This window comes from Gordonia soli NBRC 108243 (genome assembly GCF_000334455.1).
Taxonomy (GTDB): Bacteria; Actinomycetota; Actinomycetes; order Mycobacteriales; family Mycobacteriaceae; genus Gordonia; species Gordonia soli.
This window is the reverse complement of record NZ_BANX01000022.1, coordinates 1-18,094: the sequence shown is the minus strand read 5'-3', so window position 1 is coordinate 18,094 and position 18,094 is coordinate 1. Positions and strand designations below refer to the sequence as shown.

At 67.1% G+C, this 18,094-nt stretch carries 15 protein-coding genes and 1 pseudogene; 10 read left to right on the top strand and 6 right to left on the bottom strand.

The annotated features are described in order from the left end of the window. Positions 1–51 precede the first annotated feature (51 nt). Positions 52–1,128, top strand: coding sequence for a class I SAM-dependent methyltransferase (locus tag GS4_RS15065; RefSeq protein WP_007621988.1), 1,077 nt, complete (start codon positions 52–54; stop codon positions 1,126–1,128). A gap of 246 nt (positions 1,129–1,374) precedes the next feature. Here GS4_RS15065 and GS4_RS15060 read toward each other — a convergent pair whose 3' ends face one another. Further along, a complete protein-coding gene (locus GS4_RS15060; protein WP_040510659.1) occupies positions 1,375–2,751 on the bottom strand; it encodes an MFS transporter in 1,377 nt (458 codons plus the stop codon). Between the two features lie 101 nt (positions 2,752–2,852). On the opposite strand from GS4_RS15060, the gene GS4_RS15055 reads away from it, so the two are divergent. Both GS4_RS15055 and GS4_RS15050 read left to right on the top strand, forming a co-directional pair. Next, positions 2,853–3,104: a DUF6480 family protein gene (locus GS4_RS15055; protein ID WP_007621979.1), complete on the top strand. Its 252-nt coding sequence runs from the start codon at positions 2,853–2,855 to the stop codon at positions 3,102–3,104. Between the two features lie 41 nt (positions 3,105–3,145). Further along, positions 3,146–3,709 (top strand): hypothetical protein, encoded by a 564-nt coding sequence (locus GS4_RS15050; protein WP_007621978.1) that lies wholly within the window; start codon positions 3,146–3,148, stop codon positions 3,707–3,709. Here GS4_RS15050 and GS4_RS15045 read toward each other — a convergent pair. Beyond that, on the bottom strand, positions 3,706–4,947 hold the full coding sequence (locus tag GS4_RS15045) for a fatty acid desaturase family protein (RefSeq protein WP_007621976.1): 1,242 nt from the start codon (positions 4,945–4,947) through the stop codon (positions 3,706–3,708). The genes GS4_RS15050 and GS4_RS15045 overlap by 4 nt on opposite strands. Positions 4,948–4,956: 9 nt before the next feature. Next, positions 4,957–6,069 (bottom strand): ferredoxin reductase, encoded by a 1,113-nt coding sequence (locus tag GS4_RS15040; RefSeq protein ID WP_007621974.1) that lies wholly within the window; start codon positions 6,067–6,069, stop codon positions 4,957–4,959. A gap of 193 nt (positions 6,070–6,262) precedes the next feature. On the opposite strand from GS4_RS15040, the gene GS4_RS15035 reads away from it, so the two are divergent. Next, positions 6,263–9,586: an ATP-binding protein gene (locus tag GS4_RS15035; RefSeq protein ID WP_007621972.1), complete on the top strand. Its 3,324-nt coding sequence runs from the start codon at positions 6,263–6,265 to the stop codon at positions 9,584–9,586. 202 nt (positions 9,587–9,788) lie between these two features. Beyond that, a complete protein-coding gene (locus tag GS4_RS15030) occupies positions 9,789–10,385 on the top strand; it encodes a hypothetical protein (RefSeq protein ID WP_007621970.1) in 597 nt (198 codons plus the stop codon). Positions 10,386–10,421: 36 nt separating this feature from the next. Here the strand turns inward: GS4_RS15030 and GS4_RS15025 are convergent, their stop codons facing one another. Then, the gene (locus GS4_RS15025; RefSeq protein ID WP_007621968.1) at positions 10,422–11,159 is read right to left on the bottom strand and encodes an SDR family oxidoreductase; all 738 of its coding nucleotides are present in this window, start codon (positions 11,157–11,159) and stop codon (positions 10,422–10,424) included. Between the two features lie 294 nt (positions 11,160–11,453). On the opposite strand from GS4_RS15025, the pseudogene GS4_RS26495 reads away from it, so the two are divergent. Together GS4_RS26495 and GS4_RS26490 are read left to right on the top strand one after the other, a co-directional pair. Beyond that, a pseudogene (locus GS4_RS26495) lies at positions 11,454–11,660 on the top strand (transporter); the annotation flags it as partial. Positions 11,661–11,675: 15 nt separating this feature from the next. Continuing rightward, on the top strand, positions 11,676–11,882 hold the full coding sequence (locus tag GS4_RS26490) for a hypothetical protein (RefSeq protein ID WP_007621964.1): 207 nt from the start codon (positions 11,676–11,678) through the stop codon (positions 11,880–11,882). Between the two features lie 77 nt (positions 11,883–11,959). Here the strand turns inward: GS4_RS26490 and GS4_RS15010 are convergent, their stop codons facing one another. Together GS4_RS15010 and GS4_RS15005 are read right to left on the bottom strand one after the other, a co-directional pair. Then, positions 11,960–13,249, bottom strand: a complete 1,290-nt coding sequence (locus tag GS4_RS15010; protein WP_007621960.1) for a hypothetical protein — start codon at positions 13,247–13,249, stop codon at positions 11,960–11,962. Further along, positions 13,246–14,070, bottom strand: coding sequence for an alpha/beta fold hydrolase (locus tag GS4_RS15005; protein WP_040510654.1), 825 nt, complete (start codon positions 14,068–14,070; stop codon positions 13,246–13,248). The genes GS4_RS15010 and GS4_RS15005 overlap by 4 nt, the downstream gene beginning before the upstream one ends. A 373-nt stretch (positions 14,071–14,443) precedes the next feature. On the opposite strand from GS4_RS15005, the gene GS4_RS15000 reads away from it, so the two are divergent. The 3 genes from GS4_RS15000 to GS4_RS14990 form a co-directional block, all read left to right on the top strand. Continuing rightward, positions 14,444–15,640 (top strand): acyl-CoA dehydrogenase family protein, encoded by a 1,197-nt coding sequence (locus GS4_RS15000; protein ID WP_007621952.1) that lies wholly within the window; start codon positions 14,444–14,446, stop codon positions 15,638–15,640. 36 nt (positions 15,641–15,676) lie between these two features. Continuing rightward, positions 15,677–17,044 (top strand): sugar ABC transporter substrate-binding protein, encoded by a 1,368-nt coding sequence (locus GS4_RS14995; protein WP_007621949.1) that lies wholly within the window; start codon positions 15,677–15,679, stop codon positions 17,042–17,044. Next, positions 17,041–18,094: ATP-binding cassette domain-containing protein (locus GS4_RS14990; RefSeq protein ID WP_007621947.1), on the top strand; the 1,054-nt coding region annotated here is incomplete at its 3' end. The genes GS4_RS14995 and GS4_RS14990, both read left to right, overlap by 4 nt.

Here is an 18,094-nt window from a genome sequence, read left to right as displayed (position 1 = left end):
CCAGTATGACAAACGTCGTCACGCGTCGTCGGCGCGGCGGGAGAGTTCAGCATGCGTTGCCGCGCCTGTGATTCCGAGAATGTCCCGGTGGTGCTCGACCTCGGTCGGGTGGCACCGGCCGACCTGTTCCCGCCCGCCGAGTCGGCCGTCGAGGCGTCGGAGACCGGGCACGACCTGGTGATGGGATGCTGCGCCGACTGCGCTCTGGCGCAACTGCTCACCGACGACACCACGACCGAACAGCCGCTGGGCGTCGAACCGCAGGCCCTGCGCGATCACGCCGAGGATGCCATCGGTCGGCTGGTCGACGGTGGATGGATCCGCGCCGGACAGTCCGTTGCCGAGTTCACCAGTCCGCACGGTGGATCGTGGACGCCGGTGGCCGTCGACCGCGGCCTCATCTCGTCCGATGGGGCGCCCGCGGACGCTGTTCTCGACAGTCTCGGAGTGATGCACGACCACGACCAACGGGCCGCGTTCACCGCTCGTGCGGCCGCGACCGCGCCCGGCGGGACACTCTTCCTGCACTTCCATTCGTTGGCCACCATCGTGCGGCTCGACCAATGGATGTCGTTGCGGCACGGTCATTACGCGTACTACTCGTTGTCGGCGCTGCGGCGACTGCTGGCCGATGCCGGCATGTCGGTCGTCGAGGCGTGGGAATTCGATCTGTACGGCGGCACCGTCCTGGTGGCGGCCCGACATGGATGGCACGAGCCGTCGGCGACGGTCAGTCGGATCCTGGACGACGAGCACGCCGCCGGTGTCGACGGGCCTTCCGGACTGCAGGCATTGCAGGCGTCGGTGGGAGCGATGGTCGATCGGGTGCGCGCGCAGGTCGACGCGGTCCGCGATCGCGGTGGTCGGCTCTATGCATACGGCGCCGCGTCGAGGGCGGTGGCGGTGTTCACGCTGGCCGGACTGACCGCCGAAGACATCACCGCCGTAGCCGACTCGTCGTCGGGCAAGCAGGGCAGGCGGATGCCAGGCACCGACATCCCGATCATCGCCCCATCGGAGTTGGTCGACGCGGACCCGGAGTCGGTGTGGCTGACGCTCCCCGACCTCCGAAGCGAGGTGTCAGCGGCGTATCCGACGCTGGCGGATCGGTTCGTGGTTCTGGACTGATCGGGTGGCTCCGATCTGGTCGGTTCCCGGTCTCGTCCGTTCCCGGTACGAAATCTGCACCTGGACGCGGTGTCACTGACATATCACCGCCGACCGACCGCACTCGTCTCGATTTCACGCCGGGGAACACACCCGCAGAACCCACAAAATCTGTACACCCCAACCCCGCCATCGACACAACGTCAACAGCCGACCTCCCACGTACAGATTTTCGGGACAACGCGGGTCAGATCCCGGCACGAGCGATCAGTCCCGCGGCCCTCCCTGCACCGCGTAGGCCCGACCCTGCTCGCGGTCGAGGGCGGTCTCCGACTTGTTGCGCAGCACAAAGATGTACACCAGCAACGACACCGCGATCACAGCCGTGACGTACGCGATGAACAGCGGGACGTGCCCACCGTTCTTTGCCGCCTGGTAGATCACAGGCGCGGTGCCGCCGAAGGCCGAGTTGGCGACGGCATAACCGATCCCGACCCCCAGCGCGCGGATGTGCGACGGGAAGAGTTCGGCCTTCACGATCGCGTTGATCGACGTGTAGCCGGTGAGGATCACATAGCCGATGCAGACGAGGGTCAGCGACGCAGCTATCGACGTCGTCTTCGGCAGATAGGTGATCAAGAAGTACGTGTAGATCACGCCGCCGACACCGAAGAAGATCAGCACCGGTTTGCGCCCGACCTTGTCGCTGATCAGTCCACCTAGTGGTTGCAGCAGCATAAGGAACACGAGTCCCACCAGGTTGATCCACGTTCCGGTCTTGCCGTGGTCCTCGTAGGCCGTCTTGACGATGGCCGGCGCGTTGACGCTGTAGGTGTAGAAGGCGATCGTGCCTCCGATGGTCACGAGGAAGCACACGAGCAGCGGCCGCCAGTAGTTCACCAGCAGTTCGCGCAGCGATCCCGACGAGCGGTCCTCGCCGCTACGGACCGCCTCGAGTTGTTCGCTAGTCAGCGACTCGTCCATGCTGCGACGTAACCAGAACACCACCACCGCGGCGACACCGCCGATGAAGAAGGCGATGCGCCAACCGAAGTCGGCGATCTGTTCCTTGTCGAGGAAGGACTGCATCACCAGCAGCGTCAACTGCGCCAGCACGTGGCCGCCGATCAGCGTGACGTACTGGAACGACGAGAAGAAGCCGCGGCGCTCCCTGGTCGCTGCTTCCGACATGTACGTCGCCGACGTCCCGTACTCGCCACCCGTCGCGAAGCCCTGCACCAGCCGGGCCAGCACGAGGACGACCGCCGCCCACACACCGATGCTCTCCCGCCCCGGCGTCAATGCGACCACGAGCGAGCACGCAGCCATCAAGGAGACGCTGAAGGTGAGAGCAGCGCGGCGTCCCCGACGGTCCGCGTACCTGCCGAAGAACCACGACCCGACGGGTCGCATCACGAATGTCACCGCGAAGATCGCGTACACGTACACGGTGGAGTTCTTGTCGGCGGAGTCGAAGAACTGGTTCTCGAAGTAGGTCGCGAACACTGTGTAGACGTAGACGTCGTACCACTCGACCAGGTTCCCCGACGATCCTCGAATCGTGTTGAGGATGGCGCGGCGGGTGGCGGCCGGCGTCGAGGCGGCCACGTTCGGGTCCCGGGAGTCTCCAGCGACGGCGTTCATGCCTTCACTGTGCGGCACGGAACGCCCCGGCGCGGACATTCGATGATCGCCGTGTCCGTCGCCACTCGGTTGGGCTCCGGTCGATCGGGTACCCGACACTCATGACTGATCCGAATCGGAGCGCGTCCGCGTACGAGCCGCAGAACCCCGAACCGGACGACACCGCAGGTCTCGAACGTGGTGGCGGTGTCCAGCCGGGCGACGTGCCGCCCGTCTCGACCAATGTCGGGGGTCCGAATCACGAACCACCGATCCGCAGCCGGGCCGGCGGATACATCGTCGTCGGCGTGTGCGCTCTGGTGATCCTGATCGTGGCCATCGGCATGTTCGGTCGCGCGATCAACCTGTTCTGACCCATCGACAGCGGTACGCCGCCGAGACCACACTGGGTGCCGTGCCCACTCGATCGACAACGCTCCGTGCTCGTCCCGTCGCCATCGGCCTCGGAGTCGTCTTCACACTCGGCCTGGTGGTGGGCGTCGTCACGTTCACCGGTCGCGATCAAGGTCCGGTGGTGCATGAACCGTCGACCAGCGCGTGGCCGGTACACATCGTGCTCACGGTGCTGGCCCTCGCGTGGATTGCGGTGGGTGTCGCGACGCGCGGACGGCAGCGGTGGCTGACTCCGGTCAATCCAGTCGGCGTACCCATCGGCATCCGGATACGTCTTCTGGCCGGGCTACCGCTGCGCACCGATGCCGCGCGGATGGCCATCGTCGCGATGATGCTGCTCGTGATCGCGTTCGCGACGTTTCGCGGTGGGCAGCAGATCATCGGCGGACTCGACCCACACTTCACCGCGAACGCATGGGGCGGACCGACGTATCTCGGCGCGCTCTACTGCCACTACCTCGACCTCGGGCTGATGATCGCCGTGGCCGGAGTGATCCTGAATCTCGAACTGCCGCGGTACGTCCTGGCCACCCAGCAGGCGCCGGGTGGCCGGGACGACCATTAGCTCGCGGCTCGGATCGGTGAGTTCTTCAGCTCCCGCAACGCTGTTCGCAGTCCCCGACGCTTGCCCGTCTCGGGGTCGACACCGAAATGTTCCTTGGCACCCTCGCGGATGGCGAACCGCAACTCCGACGCCGTCTCCGGGGCATCGTCGGATGTCGCCTTGAGCATTGCGTTGGGCAGCGCCAGCTTGGCGATGGTCCGGAACGACTGCCAGTACTGGTGGACGATCGAGCCGGTCGTGTACGGCAGGTCGTACTTGTCGCACAGCTCACGGACACGTACGCCGATCTCCTCGTACCGATTGCTCGGCAGGTCCGGGAACAGGTGGTGCTCGATCTGGTGACTGAGGTTGCCGCTCATGAAGCGCATCAACGGCCCGGCACGGAAGTTGGCCGATCCCAACATCTGTCGGAGGTACCAGCGCGGCTGATCTTCTTCCTCGAACTCCTTGACGGTGAACTTCTCGGCACCGTCGGGGAAGTGACCGCAGAAGATGACCATGTACGCCCAGTAGTTGCGGACGATGTTCGAGGTGAAGTTCGCGGTCAGCGTCGTCTTCCAGTTCGGGCCCGCGAGCGCCGGGAAGATGATGTAGTCCTTGGCTGCCTGCTTGCCGACCTTGGTTCCGATGATCTGAAGATCCTTCGCCGCCTGCCGGTAGGTCTTCTCCCCGTTGCGCAGCTTCTCGGTCTCGAGGTGGTGCAGCGCCACCCCGATCTCGAAGAAGGTACCGAGGGTGAAGTTGTAGAACGGGTTTCCCACGTTCCACCACTCCCACGGCTGGTCGCGGGTGACGCGTAGGATCCCGTAGCCCACATCGTCATCCATCCCGACGACGTTGGTGTACTTGTGATGAACGAAGTTGTGCGAGTGCTTCCACTGCACGCTGGGACACGTGGTGTCCCACTCCCACGCCGACGAGTGGACCTCCGGATCGTTCATCCAGTCCCACTGCCCGTGCATCACGTTGTGGCCGAGTTCCATGTTCTCGATGATCTTCGCCAGCGAGAGCATCGCGGTACCGGCGGCCCACGCCGTCTTGCGGTTGCTGAACATCAACGCCAACCGACCGCCCGCAGCGAGGCTGCGCTGCAGGGTGATCGCGCGTCGGATGTACTTCGCGTCCTTCTCGCCGCGCGACTCCTCGATGTCACGCCGGATGGCGTCGAGTTCGGCACCGAGCGTCTCGATGTCACTCTCGGTGAGATGTGCGTATTCGTCTATGTCGGTGATGGCCATGGTGACCTCCTACAAGTCGATCGTGCATTCACCCGACACGCTGCTGATGCATGTCTGGATGCGTTCTCCTTCTCGCCGCTCCTCACCGGTGCGCAGATCGCGCACGTACCCCCCGGCCAGTGGGACGACACAGGTCTGACAGATACCCATCCGGCAACCGAACGGCATCTGTACGCCGAGCTCCTCGCCTGCTTCGAGAAGCGTTGTGGCTCCATCGATCTCCGCCGTCTTGTCGGAGATCGAAAACGTCACCGTGCCGCCCTCGCCACCGTGATCGGTGCGGGCGATGGTGAAGCGTTCGATGTGGAGGCGATCACGCAGACCGCCGTCCTCGTAATGATTCTCCATGCTGTCGAGCAGTGCGACCGGGCCACATGCCCAGCACTCGCGCTCGCGCCAGTCCGGGGCCCATTCGTCGATGCGGGCGATGTCGAACTTGCCCATCTCCTGGGTCAGCTGGAGGTTCAGGTCGTACTGGTTCTCCTCGCCGGACAACGCCTCGAGTTCATCGAGGAAGATGACGTCGTCACGCGTGGGCGCGGAGTGGATGTGCACGACGTCGGGTGTCTGACCGTGTGAACTCAGCTGTCGGAGCATCGCCATCACCGGCGTGATGCCGCTGCCGGCGGTGACGAACAGGATCTTGCCCGGCACCGGCTCCGGCAGGTGGAAGTCGCCCTTCGGTGACTGCAGCCGGATGATGGTGCCCGGCTCCAGGCCGTCGACCAGGTGGGTCGAGAGGAAACCGTCCGGGTTCGCCTTCACCGTGATGGTGATGACCTTGTCCTGGGTGGCGCCGATGGAGGTCAGCGAGTACGACCGCCAGTGCCAGCGACCGCCGATCTGGATGCCGATGCCGACATACTGTCCGGGCTTGTACGAGTCGGGGAAACCCCACCCGGTCCGGATGGTGACCGTGGCGGTGTCCTCGGTCTCCTTGACCACGTCCACGATCTGACCGCGGAGTTCGCGTGCGGACCAGAGCGGGTTGATCAGATGCAGGTAATCGTCGGGGAGCAATGGCGTGGTGGCACGCGCCACGAGCCCCCGCAAGATGTTGACCTCAGGGTTCTTCGCCTCCACGCCGGCGGCGGGACGCTTGCTCCACTTCAGAAGATTCACGCTGGATCCTCCCCTCGGACTCGGGGTTACCGACGGGTACTACCCCTCGGTGAACGACTGTACACATACTTGGTGAGGCCGGTCACAGATGCGTTCGTAGCCGACAGTACTGCCGGATGTGGCTTCCCCGTCGCAGATCGACCAGTACCTGGTTATTCTGACCGCGACCGTCGAGAACTGAGGGGAGAGCGCGGTGACGGGACGTCCCGATGACCACGCCGCCGGCGGCTCACTCTGGCTGACGGTGTTGGGATCCATCGCGCTGGAACAGGATTCGGTGCCGGTCGAGTTGGGGGCCCGACGACAGAGGGCGGTGCTCGCCCGTCTGGCCGCCGCCGGCGGCCGCGTCGTGTCGACCGACCGACTCATCGACGACCTCTGGAACGGCGAACCCCCACCCAAGGCGCTCGGCGGACTGCAGGTCCACGTGTCGAACCTGCGCCGCATCCTCGAACCCGATCGTCCACCACGCACACCGGCTCGGCTCCTGGTCAGTGAACCGCCCGGCTATGCGCTGCGACTGCTGCGCGAGTCGGTGGACGTGTGGCTTTTCGAAGACCTCGTCACCGAGCCCGGCTCTGACCCCGCAACCCGATACGAGCGGACCGGCTCAGCGCTGACGCTCTGGCGCGGCGAACCGTACGGCCCCCATGCGGGAGAACGATGGGCCGAGTCGGATGTCGCGCGGTTACGCGAGCTACACCTGGCCGCTTCCGAGGTCCGGGCCGACGCTGCTCTGCAGTTGGGACGCGCGGGCGAGGTCGTCGCAGCCCTGCCTGCTCTATGCGAGGAACATCCCACCCGCGAGGAGCTGTTCCGTCTGCTGGCCGTGGCGTACTACCGACTCGGACGGCAGGCCGACGCACTGCAGACGCTGCGAAGGTTGCGCGATCACCTCGCCGACGAGCTCGGGGTCGATCCCGGGCCGGCGCTCCGGGAGACCGAGACCGCGATCCTGAACCAGGACCCCGCGTTGAGCCACGTCGCCGATCCGGTGGTGGCCCACCCGACGGCAGCCGCCGCACCCGTGGTCCCACCACAGGTCACCGATGCGCCCGATCGCGTCGGCGACAGCGTGGTGGACGAGCCCGCCGGTCGCGAGGCAGAGCTCGAGAAGCTCAGCGCGCATGCCGAATCCGCGTCGTCGGCCGGGTTGCGGATCGTTTGGATCACCGCCGAGGCCGGGGGCGGGAAGTCGACGCTCGCGCAGTCGTTGGTGCAGCGCCTTCAGCGTCTCGGATGGACGGCCGCGGTCGGACACTGCCCCGAGGTGGACGGTGCACCTGCGGCCTGGGCCTGGCGCGAGATCCTGACCGCGCTGGGAGGGACCGGCGACGTCGGCGACCCGTTCCAGGTCGCCCGCGAGGTGACCGCGGAGTGCTCCGAGCGGTCGGGTGCGGGTCTGCTGCTGGTACTCGACGACGTGCATCGCGCCGACAGCGCGACGTTGCAGGTGTTGCGTCAGGTGGTCACCTGGCTCGCCGGACGTCCGGTCCTCGTCGTCGCCACGTACCGGCCGTCGGAGGCCGGGACCGAGTTGATGGCGTCGGGGGCGTCGCTGGTGTCGATCACCGCCGACTTCCTCGCGCTGTCGGGGCTGTCCGACGAGGGGATTCGCGAGCTGGCGGCATCTGTCGGGCTCGAGCCGCTGGATGCGCCGACCCTGGATCTGCTACGGACACGGACCGACGGGAACCCGCTGTTCGTGCGGGAGTTGGCCAAACTCGTCGCGTCCCGAGGTCCACGAGGTGCCGACACCACGGTGCCCACCGGAATCCGAGATGTCTTGCTGCGTCGGATCGATCGACTGCCTCCGGCGGTGGCGTCGATGCTCCGCGTGCTCGCGGTGGTGGGCCGCGAGGCCGACATCGACACCATCGTCGCGCTGTCCGACGGGGCAGACGACGAGTCGGTGGAGGATGCCGTACTCGACTCGGTGGACACCGCCGTCGTGGCCGGGCTGCTGAGCGCCGACGTCGACCGGGTTCGGTTCAACCATGTGCTCGTGCGCGACAGCGTGTACGAGGGAATCCCCGCGCTCCGACGTCGGCGCATGCACTGGCAAGCGGTCGGCCACCTACGTTCGCGGCCTGATACCGACGCCGACGAGCTGGCGCATCACGCTGCTCTGGGAGCCGGAGCCGCCACAGCCTCCGAAGCTCTCGAATTGGTCGAGGCGGCTGCGCGCGCCCGGTTCGCCACCGACTTCAAGGCCGACTCCGTCCAGTTGTGGCAGTTCGCGATCGACCTGCACCGGATGGCCGGCCACGATCAGCCGACCGCGGACGTCACCGATCGGATCGCACTCATCGACGCGCTGCGCGCGTCGGTGACGGCGCTGGCCCACCGGGGTGACTTCGAGGTCGCCCGGCGGCGTCGTAACGAGGCGCTGATGCTCGCCGAGGCCGTCGGGAACCGCGCGGTGGTGCGCTCGGTGCTGACCTGCTGGCGCACCCCGGTCACCTGGACGACGCGGTCGAAGGGCGTCTCCGACCCGGTGATGACGACGGCGGTCCTGCGAGAGCTCGCGGACGCCGTGGGTCCGGATCGCATCCGACTGCTGGTGACGGCGACCTTCGAGTTCGAGGGCAACGACGATCCGCTGTCGCGGAAGTGCGCCTTCGAGGCGGTCGGCCTGCTCTCGACGCTCGACACCGACGACATCGAGTTGCGCTGCGCCGCACTCAATGCGCTCGTATACGTGTCCCTGGGGCCCGACCATCGCAGCACGTATGCCGAGTCGGTGGCGGAGTTCTCCCGTGCCGTGGACGAGTCGGGCGTGCTCGCGTACCAGGCAGCTGCGCACTTCTTCCAGTTCCTGGTGCACACCGCCGACATCGACCTTCCTGGGGCGATCACCGAGGTCCAGCGAAGTCTGCAGTGCGCGTCGAGCGGCCGGGTCGGTGAACTGATGGTCGTGTTGTCGGCGTTCGGTGCCGTACTCGACGTCCTGCGAGGCAACCTGGAGGCCGCCGAGTTCGCGTACGCCGAGCTCGCGCGGCAGCTCACGGCCGTCGGCGCACCGAGCGGTGCCGAGCTGGGAGTGGTCGGCAAGGTGGTCATCGGCTGGGCCCGCGGGTCGCTGGCACACATGGTCGACGAGGTGGCCGCCGTCTACGAACGGTCACCGCACGCCATCGCCTGGGTCTACGTCGTCTCGCTCCTCGACGCCGGGCGGGAGGACGAGGCCCGCTTCGTCGCGACCGTCGATCCCCCGGACTCGCGGGACTACTACTGGTCGGCGATGGCGATGTTCCACGCCCGTGCCGTCGTGCGACTCGGGCTCGTCGAGCGAGCACAAGGTCTGTACGACGAGCTCCTGCCGTGGTCGGGACGGGTGGCGGGACTCGACTCGGGGTCGCTGGCGTTCAGTCCGATCGACGTCGTGCTGGCCGAGCTCGCCGATCTCCTCGGGAACGCCGGAGTCGCCGAGCGGCATCGAGCGTCGGGGCGAGCGGTGGAGGAACGGGTCCGGGTGGGGTTGGCCGCAGTCGACGCGATGGCCGCGGGCGGCTGAGGGCGCTGCCGGCGCTGCTGAGATCAGCCCCCTGGCCGTGTGCCGAGGGCATATTTCCCTCGGCGGGTTCGCAGGGGGCCGATCTCAGCAGGTCAGACCTAATCACCGAAACCGCTCATCTGTACGGCTGCGCGTCCTAGTCTGTACCGCGTACGCGGTCGGTGCTCCTGACCAGCCGCGACGCTCTCCAGGAGGCACGACCATGAACCGATCCGGACTCTTCGCTCTCGCCGCCGCGGTCGGTATGGCGCTCGTATCGATGGGCGCGGGCACCGCAACCGCCGCGACCACCGGACTGGAACTGAGCGGGGCGGCCAGGCCGAACTGCACGGCGACGATCACGCTGGTCAACCACACGAACTCAACCAATTACGTCCCCGACTGGTGGTTCGACCAGGAGAACGATCCGGCGATGGTCAACGCCACCACGATCCCGGCGACGATGCCCTCCCCGTGGCGTGAGGTGAACGGCATCCCGTGGCCGATCGCACGGTGGGTCGGCGATCCGGCACTCCGATCCGGGGTCGCCGACGGCGTACCGGTCTGGGGAACCCCGGGAGTCCCCTACCGCACCGGTGCACAACCCGAGGGCTTCACGACCACCAAGACCCTCGACCTGAAGACAGCCGTCGGCGCGCCCGCGCCGACCAACGGGACCAAGACCATCTGGTTCCGCCTGCGTACCGGCCCGCAGACCGCCGACCGCCTGCCGACACCGCAGAAGCTGGTCGTCACCGGCTGCCGGTCGACCACCGGGTCGATCGATATCGGGATCACCAACTTCGGGTCGGTCTTCTGACCGGTCGCCGACTGGTCTGTGCGTCGCCGATGGGTGTCAGCGCAAGGTGTAACCACCGTCCGGGAAGACCGTCGTCCCGGTGGTCGTCGTGTTGAGGAACAGGTGCAGCACCGCGGTCGCGATCTCGTCCTCGGTGCTGACCCGACCGAGCAACGTGGCCGCCGAATACGAATCGAAGGCCTGCCGCCGCACCGCGGGATCACGCTGCTGCCAGAGGTTTCCGTCGACGGTGCCCGGCGCGACGGCGTTGACGCGGATCGGTGCCAACTCGACAGCCAGACCCCGGGCCAGGCCTTCGACAGCCGAATTGGCCGCGCTGTAGGCGGGAGCCGGTCCTGCCGGACGAGCCCCCGCGGCACCGGACATCAGCACCACCGACGCATCGTCGGCCAACGACGACAGCGCTGTCTTGACCACGCGGTACTGACCCCAGAACTTGGTGTCGAAAGCTGTTGCGGCGTCGGCGATGGACAGATCGGCGATCGGCCCGGTGACATAGGACGCCGCCGTCGTGAACAGTCCGTGGACCACGTCGACATCTGCGAAGAAGGCCGCGACACTCGCGTCGTCGGTGGTGTCGACGGTCGCCCATCGGGCACGAGCCCCCAAGCCGTCGGCGGCATCGCGCAGGGTCTGATGGGTCCGGCCACCGAGCACCACCGATCCGCCGGCCCCGACGACGTGTCGCGCAACGGCGAGACCGATGCCGGTGCCACCGCCGATCACCACGACGGTGCGATCGGCGAATGCGGAGTCGGAGAGATACGAGGTCACGGGCACACAGCGTAGGGCGGCTGCACGGGAAGTCCCCGACGGTCGACGCCACGCCCGCGGCACCGACGCAGGTCACCGGGTTGTGTTCAGGGTGAGGAGAAGTCGTGGTCCTCGGCGATCATCGTGTGCGGTCCGCGACAGGAGAAGTGGGCGTCGCGCGGATACGGTGAGGTCGTGGATTCCGGAGCGTCGGTGAATCGTCCCCGCGGCGCCCCTTCTTTCGCCGGGGATCAACCCGTCCTGCTACATCGCACACTCGGCACGACCGATGCGGTCGTCGTCGGGTTGGGTGCGATGATCGGCGCCGGCATCTTCGCGTCGCTGGGGCCGGCCGCGGCGGCCGCGGGTTCGGGACTGGTGATCGGGCTTGCCGTGACGGCGGTCGTCGCCTACTGCAACGCGCGGTCGTCGGCGGCATTGGCAGCGCAGTATCCGACCGCCGGCGGCACCTACGTCTACGGCCGCGAACGCCTCGGCGAGTTGTGGGGCCACTGCGCCGGTTGAGCATTCGTCGTCGTGATCGCCACCGTCTCCGCCGACCTCCGCGGAGTCATCGGCTTCTCGTCGTTCGGCGTGCTGATCTACTACGCGATCGCGAATGCCTCGGCGTGGACGCTGTCGGTGAGCGAAGGCCGTCCCGCGCGAGCGGTCCCCGTTGTCGGCGTCATCGGCTGTCTCACAATGTCATTCACCCTGCCCGGCAATCGGTGGTGGCCGGTGTAGCGGTCACCGCTGTCGGCGCGGCGGCCTACGCGACGCGACGGCTGCTCGTCCACCGCTGAGCCCGGCTCGCGGCGCGGTCAACCGTGCCAGGTCTCCTGGTGCCGGCGATGCGTCTCGAGGTAGGCACCGGGCGCGAAGTGGTGATCGTAGAAGTCGGTGTCGATGTGCTGGGCCTGCAGGTAGTTGAGGATGTGCACGGTCGGGACGGTGCCGGGGATCTTGCCGAAGGTGTCGTCGACGTAGGCGACCTGCTGGGTGAGCAGACGCAGGAACCGCTCGTCGTACGGAGCGGCCGACCCCCGGACTCCGGGCGAGTCACTCCATGGGCCAGGGGTGTCGGGATGGAAGGGCCCGCCGGGCCCGAACTTGCGATCGGCGAAGCGCTGCACGGCTTCTGCGGCGTCGACGACGTGCGGCCTCGACAGCGTCTCGAACACGCCGTCGAGGCCGGTCGGGTTCGGCAGCGCCCAGCGATCATCGGTCTGCACGTGGAATCCCAGTCCGGGGACGTCGGCTTCTCCGGATGCACCGAGGATCGACAGCCGGTCGATTCCGTCGAAGGTCCACCCGCCCAGTCCCAGTGCACCCAGCAGAAGATGTCCGTTGTACGCGGCGGTGATCAACTCGGCGCTGGCCTCGGCGAGTGTGTATTGCTCGACGAAGGACAGCGGGAACGGTTCGCCCGCATGCCGTAGCGAGGCGTCGTCGCCACCCGGGATGTCCCGACCGTTGACGTCGTCGTAGACGCCGTAGCCGTTCTGGAGGAAGAACGCCAGATTCGCGATGAAGTGCTGTGCGAGATCGGCGATGGGTACGACCAGCAGGGATCCCGGATGGTTCGCGATCCAGGTGTTGTGTCCTTCGAGGTAGGGCTCCGAGCGTGGCAGGTGGATGCGGTCGTCGGAGAGCTTGCGATACCGCGACACCGTCGCCTCGAGCCACGCATCGACGTCGGTTTCCCCGTCGCTCACCTCACCGGAGGGCGCGGCGTCCCGGCTGGACAGGAAGTAGGTGCCCGAATCGTCGGTGAAGAAGAAGTCGGTGGTGTGGAAACCGGCCGCGGACGGAAAGGCACGCCCACCCGCAGAGCCCGAGTAGTTCGGTAGTGCTGGTGCATATCCCGGATGATGGGTTATCCCGAAGTTGTGCCCGGTGACCCCGGTGATGGTCGCGAGCACCAGCGCGCGCTCGAGTTCACTGAGCGGTTGCACCGGTCGCTCACTGGTGAACGCGAGTTCGCCCGTGGGGATCGAACCGCCGACGGGGAAACGCCGTGAGCGGCGACCATTGATGGCGTTCAGCAACGGGAACCGGGCGAGCTCGGCGATGGCCGCGCGCTCACTGTCGGTGACGGTCAGCGAGCTCACGCCGACACCTCCGACGACTCCGGCCGGGCACCTACCGTGCCGGCGATGAACTCCCCGATGAGGTCGGCGACCCGCGCGTGCGCCACCTCGTTCAGCACGTCGTGGCCGGCGTCGTCCACCACCTCGATGCGCAGTCCGGAGACTCGGTCCTGCCAGGCGATCACACCGTCCAGTGGCGCCACCTGATCGTCGCGCCCGTGGACCGCGAGAATCGGCAGACGGATCCCCGCGAGGTCGGCGTCGAGCCGCTCCCACGCAGGTGGGAACGCGGTGGCCAGCAATCGCTCGACGTCGGCACCGGTGAACGCGAGCGGATCGTTCTCCAGCTGGTCGAGGTAGAACGGATCGGCCGACAGCGTCGCCGGATCCAGTTCGAAGGCCTCACCCGCCTCGCCCTGCCGCTCCCCGGTCGGCAGCCAGGGCAGCGGCGACAACGGCGCACCACTGATCACCACCGCCCGGTAGCGGTCCGGTGCGTCGATGCCCGCGAGCACCGCGCCGACGCTGCCCACCGAGTGCCCGGCGATGACCAAAGGCAGGTCGGGGAACTGTGCGTGTGCCTGCGCGGTCAGCCGGGCCGCGTTGTCGACGACCGTCGCAAAACTGCCGAAGTCTCCCCGCTCACCGTCCGACAGCCCGTGGCCGATCTGGTCGAGTGCCCAGACCGCCACCCCGTGGGCGGCGAGTTCTGCGGCGTAGCGATGGTAGAGACCGCTGTGCTCGCCGAACCCGTGCAGGAAGATCACACCCGCAATCGGCTCGTCTCGGGTATCGAAGTGGCGGAAATACACTCGACCACCGGCTCCGTCGAAGAACGGCATCGGACCTCGTCTCGTCTGTCGGTTGTCAACGATGCCCATTAGTCCGCTAGCGGGATACGCTGTCCTCCGCGCGTGTGTGATGTGCCATCAGCATCGGCGAACCGACCGCTGCCGTCCACCGTATGACGCACCCGGATTCGATGACGGGCGCGTGCTTTTGCGCTGTCTGAACCGATTCATTCCCGTTGCGGGTCCGACGCCGTAGCTTTCAGCGGGTTGCAGCGGAACACTTCGGCATTCCCCCGTGCCGTACCGCTTCTTCCCGTAACCCGTTGTGCGTAAGAACAACCTGACGTCGTCCGAGTCGACGTCCGATCGATGCTGCCCGCATCCGGCGCACACCACACCCCGATGAGAGAGTCTCCAGAAACCCATGAGCGATACGAACACCCAGGCCGCAACCGGTACCGATTTCACCGCCCTGCTCGCGCAGGTCGCCGACGGCGTCGTCCAGCGCGAACTCGACAACGTGAATCCCTTCGACCAGGTGCGGTTGGTCGCCGACTCCGGTTACGGCAAGCTGCGTCTGCCCGTGGACAAGGGCGGCCAGGGATACACCCTGCGGCAGCTCTTCGGTGCGGTCATCGACCTCGCCGCCGCCGACCCGATCGTGGCGCACATCCTGCGCACGCACTACTGGTACATCGAGGACTTGCTCGTCACCGACTCCCCGCTGGCCACCCGGCTGCTCGACGAGGCGTCCGCGGGCAAGCTGTTCGGCAACGCCACCAGCGAGCGAACGACGAAGGCAGCCGGCGACTTCGAGTTCACCACCACCCTCGCCGCCCAGGACGACCACTTCCGCCTCAACGGCGAGAAGTACTACACCACCGGCACCTTGTTCACCGACTACGTCGGCGTGCAGGCGCTCAAGGGCACCACCCTGTCCCAGCTGATCATCCCGACCGATCGCGAGGGCGTCGAGATCATCGACGACTGGGAGGGATTCGGCCAGCGCCGCACAGGCTCGGGCACCACCCGGTTCACCGACGCACGCGTCGAGGCCGACGAGATCCTCCACGAGGTGGAACTAGACGCCGCGAATCCGCCGTCATCGCAGTTCGCCTTCGTCCAGCTCTACCTCCACGCCATCGTCGCGGGCATCCTGCGGCGGGTGGTCGAGGACGCCAAGGGCCTCATCGAGGGCCGGGTCCGCAGCTTCTCGCACGCGCAGTCGCCGGTGCCGGCCGAGGATCCGTTCCTGCAGCAGGTGGTCGGCGAGCTGGCCTCCTATGCCTTCGTCGCCGAGAGCGCTGTCCTCGTCGCAGCCGAGAGTCTGGATGCCGCAGCCGATTCGACGGTGAACGGGGTCCAGGACCCGGAGCTCGCGCAGGCGGCCGCGCTCGCCGCATCGAAGGTCAAGGTCGTCCTCGACGATCTCGGCACCCGGGCGGCCACCGTCTTGTTCGAAGCAGGCGGCGCCTCCGCATCGGGCCGGAGCAAGGCGCTCGACCGCCACTGGCGGAACATCCGTACCGCGACCCTGCACAACCCGGCCCGGCTCAAGGCGCAGGCCGTCGGTGCCAACATCCTGCTCGGTCATCAGCTGCCCACCAACGGCTACTTCTGATCAATCGGTCACCAGAGATCACGACAGGCAACGACCATGGCACATGAGATCGACGAACGTGACCCGGACAACCGCCGGGCCATCGACTCCGTCCTCGAGAAACTCGACACCTACGGACTGGGGCGTCGACAGTTCGTGAAGCTCCTCGCCGGCAGCGCAGCGGTGCTGGCCGCGGGTGGCACACTCGCGGCGGTCGGACGTAGCGAGGCAGCCCGTTCTGGCGCGGTCGCCTACACCGATGGCAAGTTCGCCCTGCTGAACTGGTCGTCGACCGGCGACTATCAGGTGCAGTGGGCGAACGCCTTCCGCGCCGCATCCGACCAGCTCGGGTACAAGTCGGTGGTGTTGGACGGCAAGACCGACGCCGCCGTGCAGTCAAATCAGTTCAACCAGTTGCTCACCCAGAAGACGACCGCGATCTTCTGTGGCCTGAACGACCCCGGGGCGCTGCCGACGCTGGCCCAGGACTCCAACCGCAGCGGTGTGCTGTTCCAGGCGGCGTGGAACTCGCCGTCCTGGTACACGCCGTGGCACAGCGACGCAGACGGTCAGAACTTCAACACCTTCCTGATGCCCGACGAGTACGTCGCGGTCAGCAAGGCGGTCGACGTCCTGGCCAAGCATGTCGGTGAACAGGGCACGATCGTGCGCGTCGGCGGGTACTACCCGTCCATCGACGGTGCCGAGGTGCAGCGACGGCTGGCCGTACACGACACCCTGAAGAAGTACCCGAAGATCAAGTTCGCGGGAGAGTTGCACGCGAAGTACGACGCGGACCTATCCCAACGGGCCGCGGCATCGCTGCTCGCCCGGTTCCCGGACACTGTCGGGATCGTCGCCGTCAACGACGACGCGGCGACCGGGGTGGTCGCCGGTATCGAGGCGGCGGGCAAGGTCCCAGGCAAGGACGTGTTCGTCGTCGGCGCCAACGGGTCGACCGCGGGGATCGAACGGGTCCTCGACGGAAGGCAACTGGTGACCACCGGCAACGTTCCTGCCTACCCCTCGTTCTTCACCGTCGCCCAGTTCCACGACCGGCTTCGCGGGTGGAAACCGACTGCGGCCGAACGCACCTACGGATGGCACGCCGAGATCATCACCAAGGCCAACGCAGCGCCGTTCAAAGCCCGCTACGTCGACGGTCCGATCGGTGAGTCCTTCGACGTGAAACTGCTGTCGCGCACCGAGCATCCCGACGACTTCGACCTGCAGTTCGACGGATACCCGATCGAAGATCTCGAGGGTGTGTGGCCCGGCGTGCCGAAGCCGAAGGACTTCGTCTATCCGGAGGCCTACCTCGAGGCACAGCGCAGCGGTGAATTCGACCGTGTCCGTGCGCTGTACAAGGACCACTACCGGTCGCCGGTCCTCGGGCCGTCACCGTATCGGAAGGCACAGGCATGACCGCACAGAACGCTGAGCCGCGACTCGAGGCGCACGGCATCGTCAAGTCCTTCGGCGCCAACCGCGCACTCAAGGGAGTCGACCTGACGGTCGGCGACGGCGAGGTGGTCGGGCTCATCGGCGAGAACGGCGCAGGCAAGAGCACCGTCCTCAACATCCTGTCCGGTGTGTTGCCGCACGACTCGGGAACGCTCCGGCTCGATGGCGTGGACATCGCACCGAAGACATATCAGGAGGCCAACCGGCTCGGAATCTTCCGAGTGTTCCAGGAGGCCAACCTGATCGACTCGCTGACCGTCTACGAGAACACCTTCTTCGGATGGGAAGACCTCTTCCGGTCGAGGGGATTCCTCAACCGTCGGGCGCTGATCACGGCGACCGAGGAGGCGCTGGCGGAGGCGGGCGTGCACGGCGTCGATCCGGGCACCCCTACCGGTCGTCTCACCCCCGGACAGAAGCAGAGCCTGGACATCGCGCGCGTCGGTGCGTTGGCCGCGCGGCTGGAGATCGAGCGCCCGGTGGTGTTGTTCGACGAGCCGACCACGGCACTCGACCACGAGCACGAGGACAACTTCCTCCACCTGCTGCACAGGCTGCACGGGGTGGCCGCGGTCGTCTTCGTCTCTCACCGGTTGGCCGAGATCCTCGAGACCACCGATCGCATAACGGTGTTCAAGGACGGCGAGTCCATCGCGGATCGTCCGACAGCGGGCACCGACGAGACCGAGCTGCATCGGCTCATGGTGGGTCGTGTCCGCACCGAGAACTACTACCGCGAGGCCGCACAGACCGTCGTCGGCGACGAGCTCCCGCCACGGATCGTCGTGTCGGGGTTGTCGGGTGCGGGCATCCTGCGCGACGCGTCCTTCGAGGTCCGTCCCGGCGAGATCGTGGGTCTGGCCGGCACCGAGGGGTCGGGCAAACGTGTTCTCGGCGAGATCATCGCCGGCGCCGTCCCGCGCACCGGTGGGTCGGTGACCGTGAACGGTGGCGAGGTGGTCGGCGGCATCGCCGACCATGTCGAGGCCGGGATCGCCTACGTGCCGCCGG

Excerpts from the sequence above, each read along its gene's own strand:
- GS4_RS15065 (WP_007621988.1), top strand. The coding sequence starts at position 52 with ATGCGTTGCCGCGCCTGTGATTCCGAGAATGTCCCGGTGGTGCTCGAC.
- GS4_RS15060 (WP_040510659.1), bottom strand. The coding sequence starts at position 2,751 with ATGAACGCCGTCGCTGGAGACTCCCGGGACCCGAACGTGGCCGCCTCG.
- GS4_RS15055 (WP_007621979.1), top strand. The coding sequence starts at position 2,853 with ATGACTGATCCGAATCGGAGCGCGTCCGCGTACGAGCCGCAGAACCCC.
- GS4_RS15045 (WP_007621976.1), bottom strand. The coding sequence starts at position 4,947 with ATGGCCATCACCGACATAGACGAATACGCACATCTCACCGAGAGTGAC.
- GS4_RS15030 (WP_007621970.1), top strand. The coding sequence starts at position 9,789 with ATGAACCGATCCGGACTCTTCGCTCTCGCCGCCGCGGTCGGTATGGCG.
- GS4_RS15005 (WP_040510654.1), bottom strand. The coding sequence starts at position 14,070 with ATGCCGTTCTTCGACGGAGCCGGTGGTCGAGTGTATTTCCGCCACTTC.
- GS4_RS15000 (WP_007621952.1), top strand. The coding sequence starts at position 14,444 with ATGAGCGATACGAACACCCAGGCCGCAACCGGTACCGATTTCACCGCC.
- GS4_RS14995 (WP_007621949.1), top strand. The coding sequence starts at position 15,677 with ATGGCACATGAGATCGACGAACGTGACCCGGACAACCGCCGGGCCATC.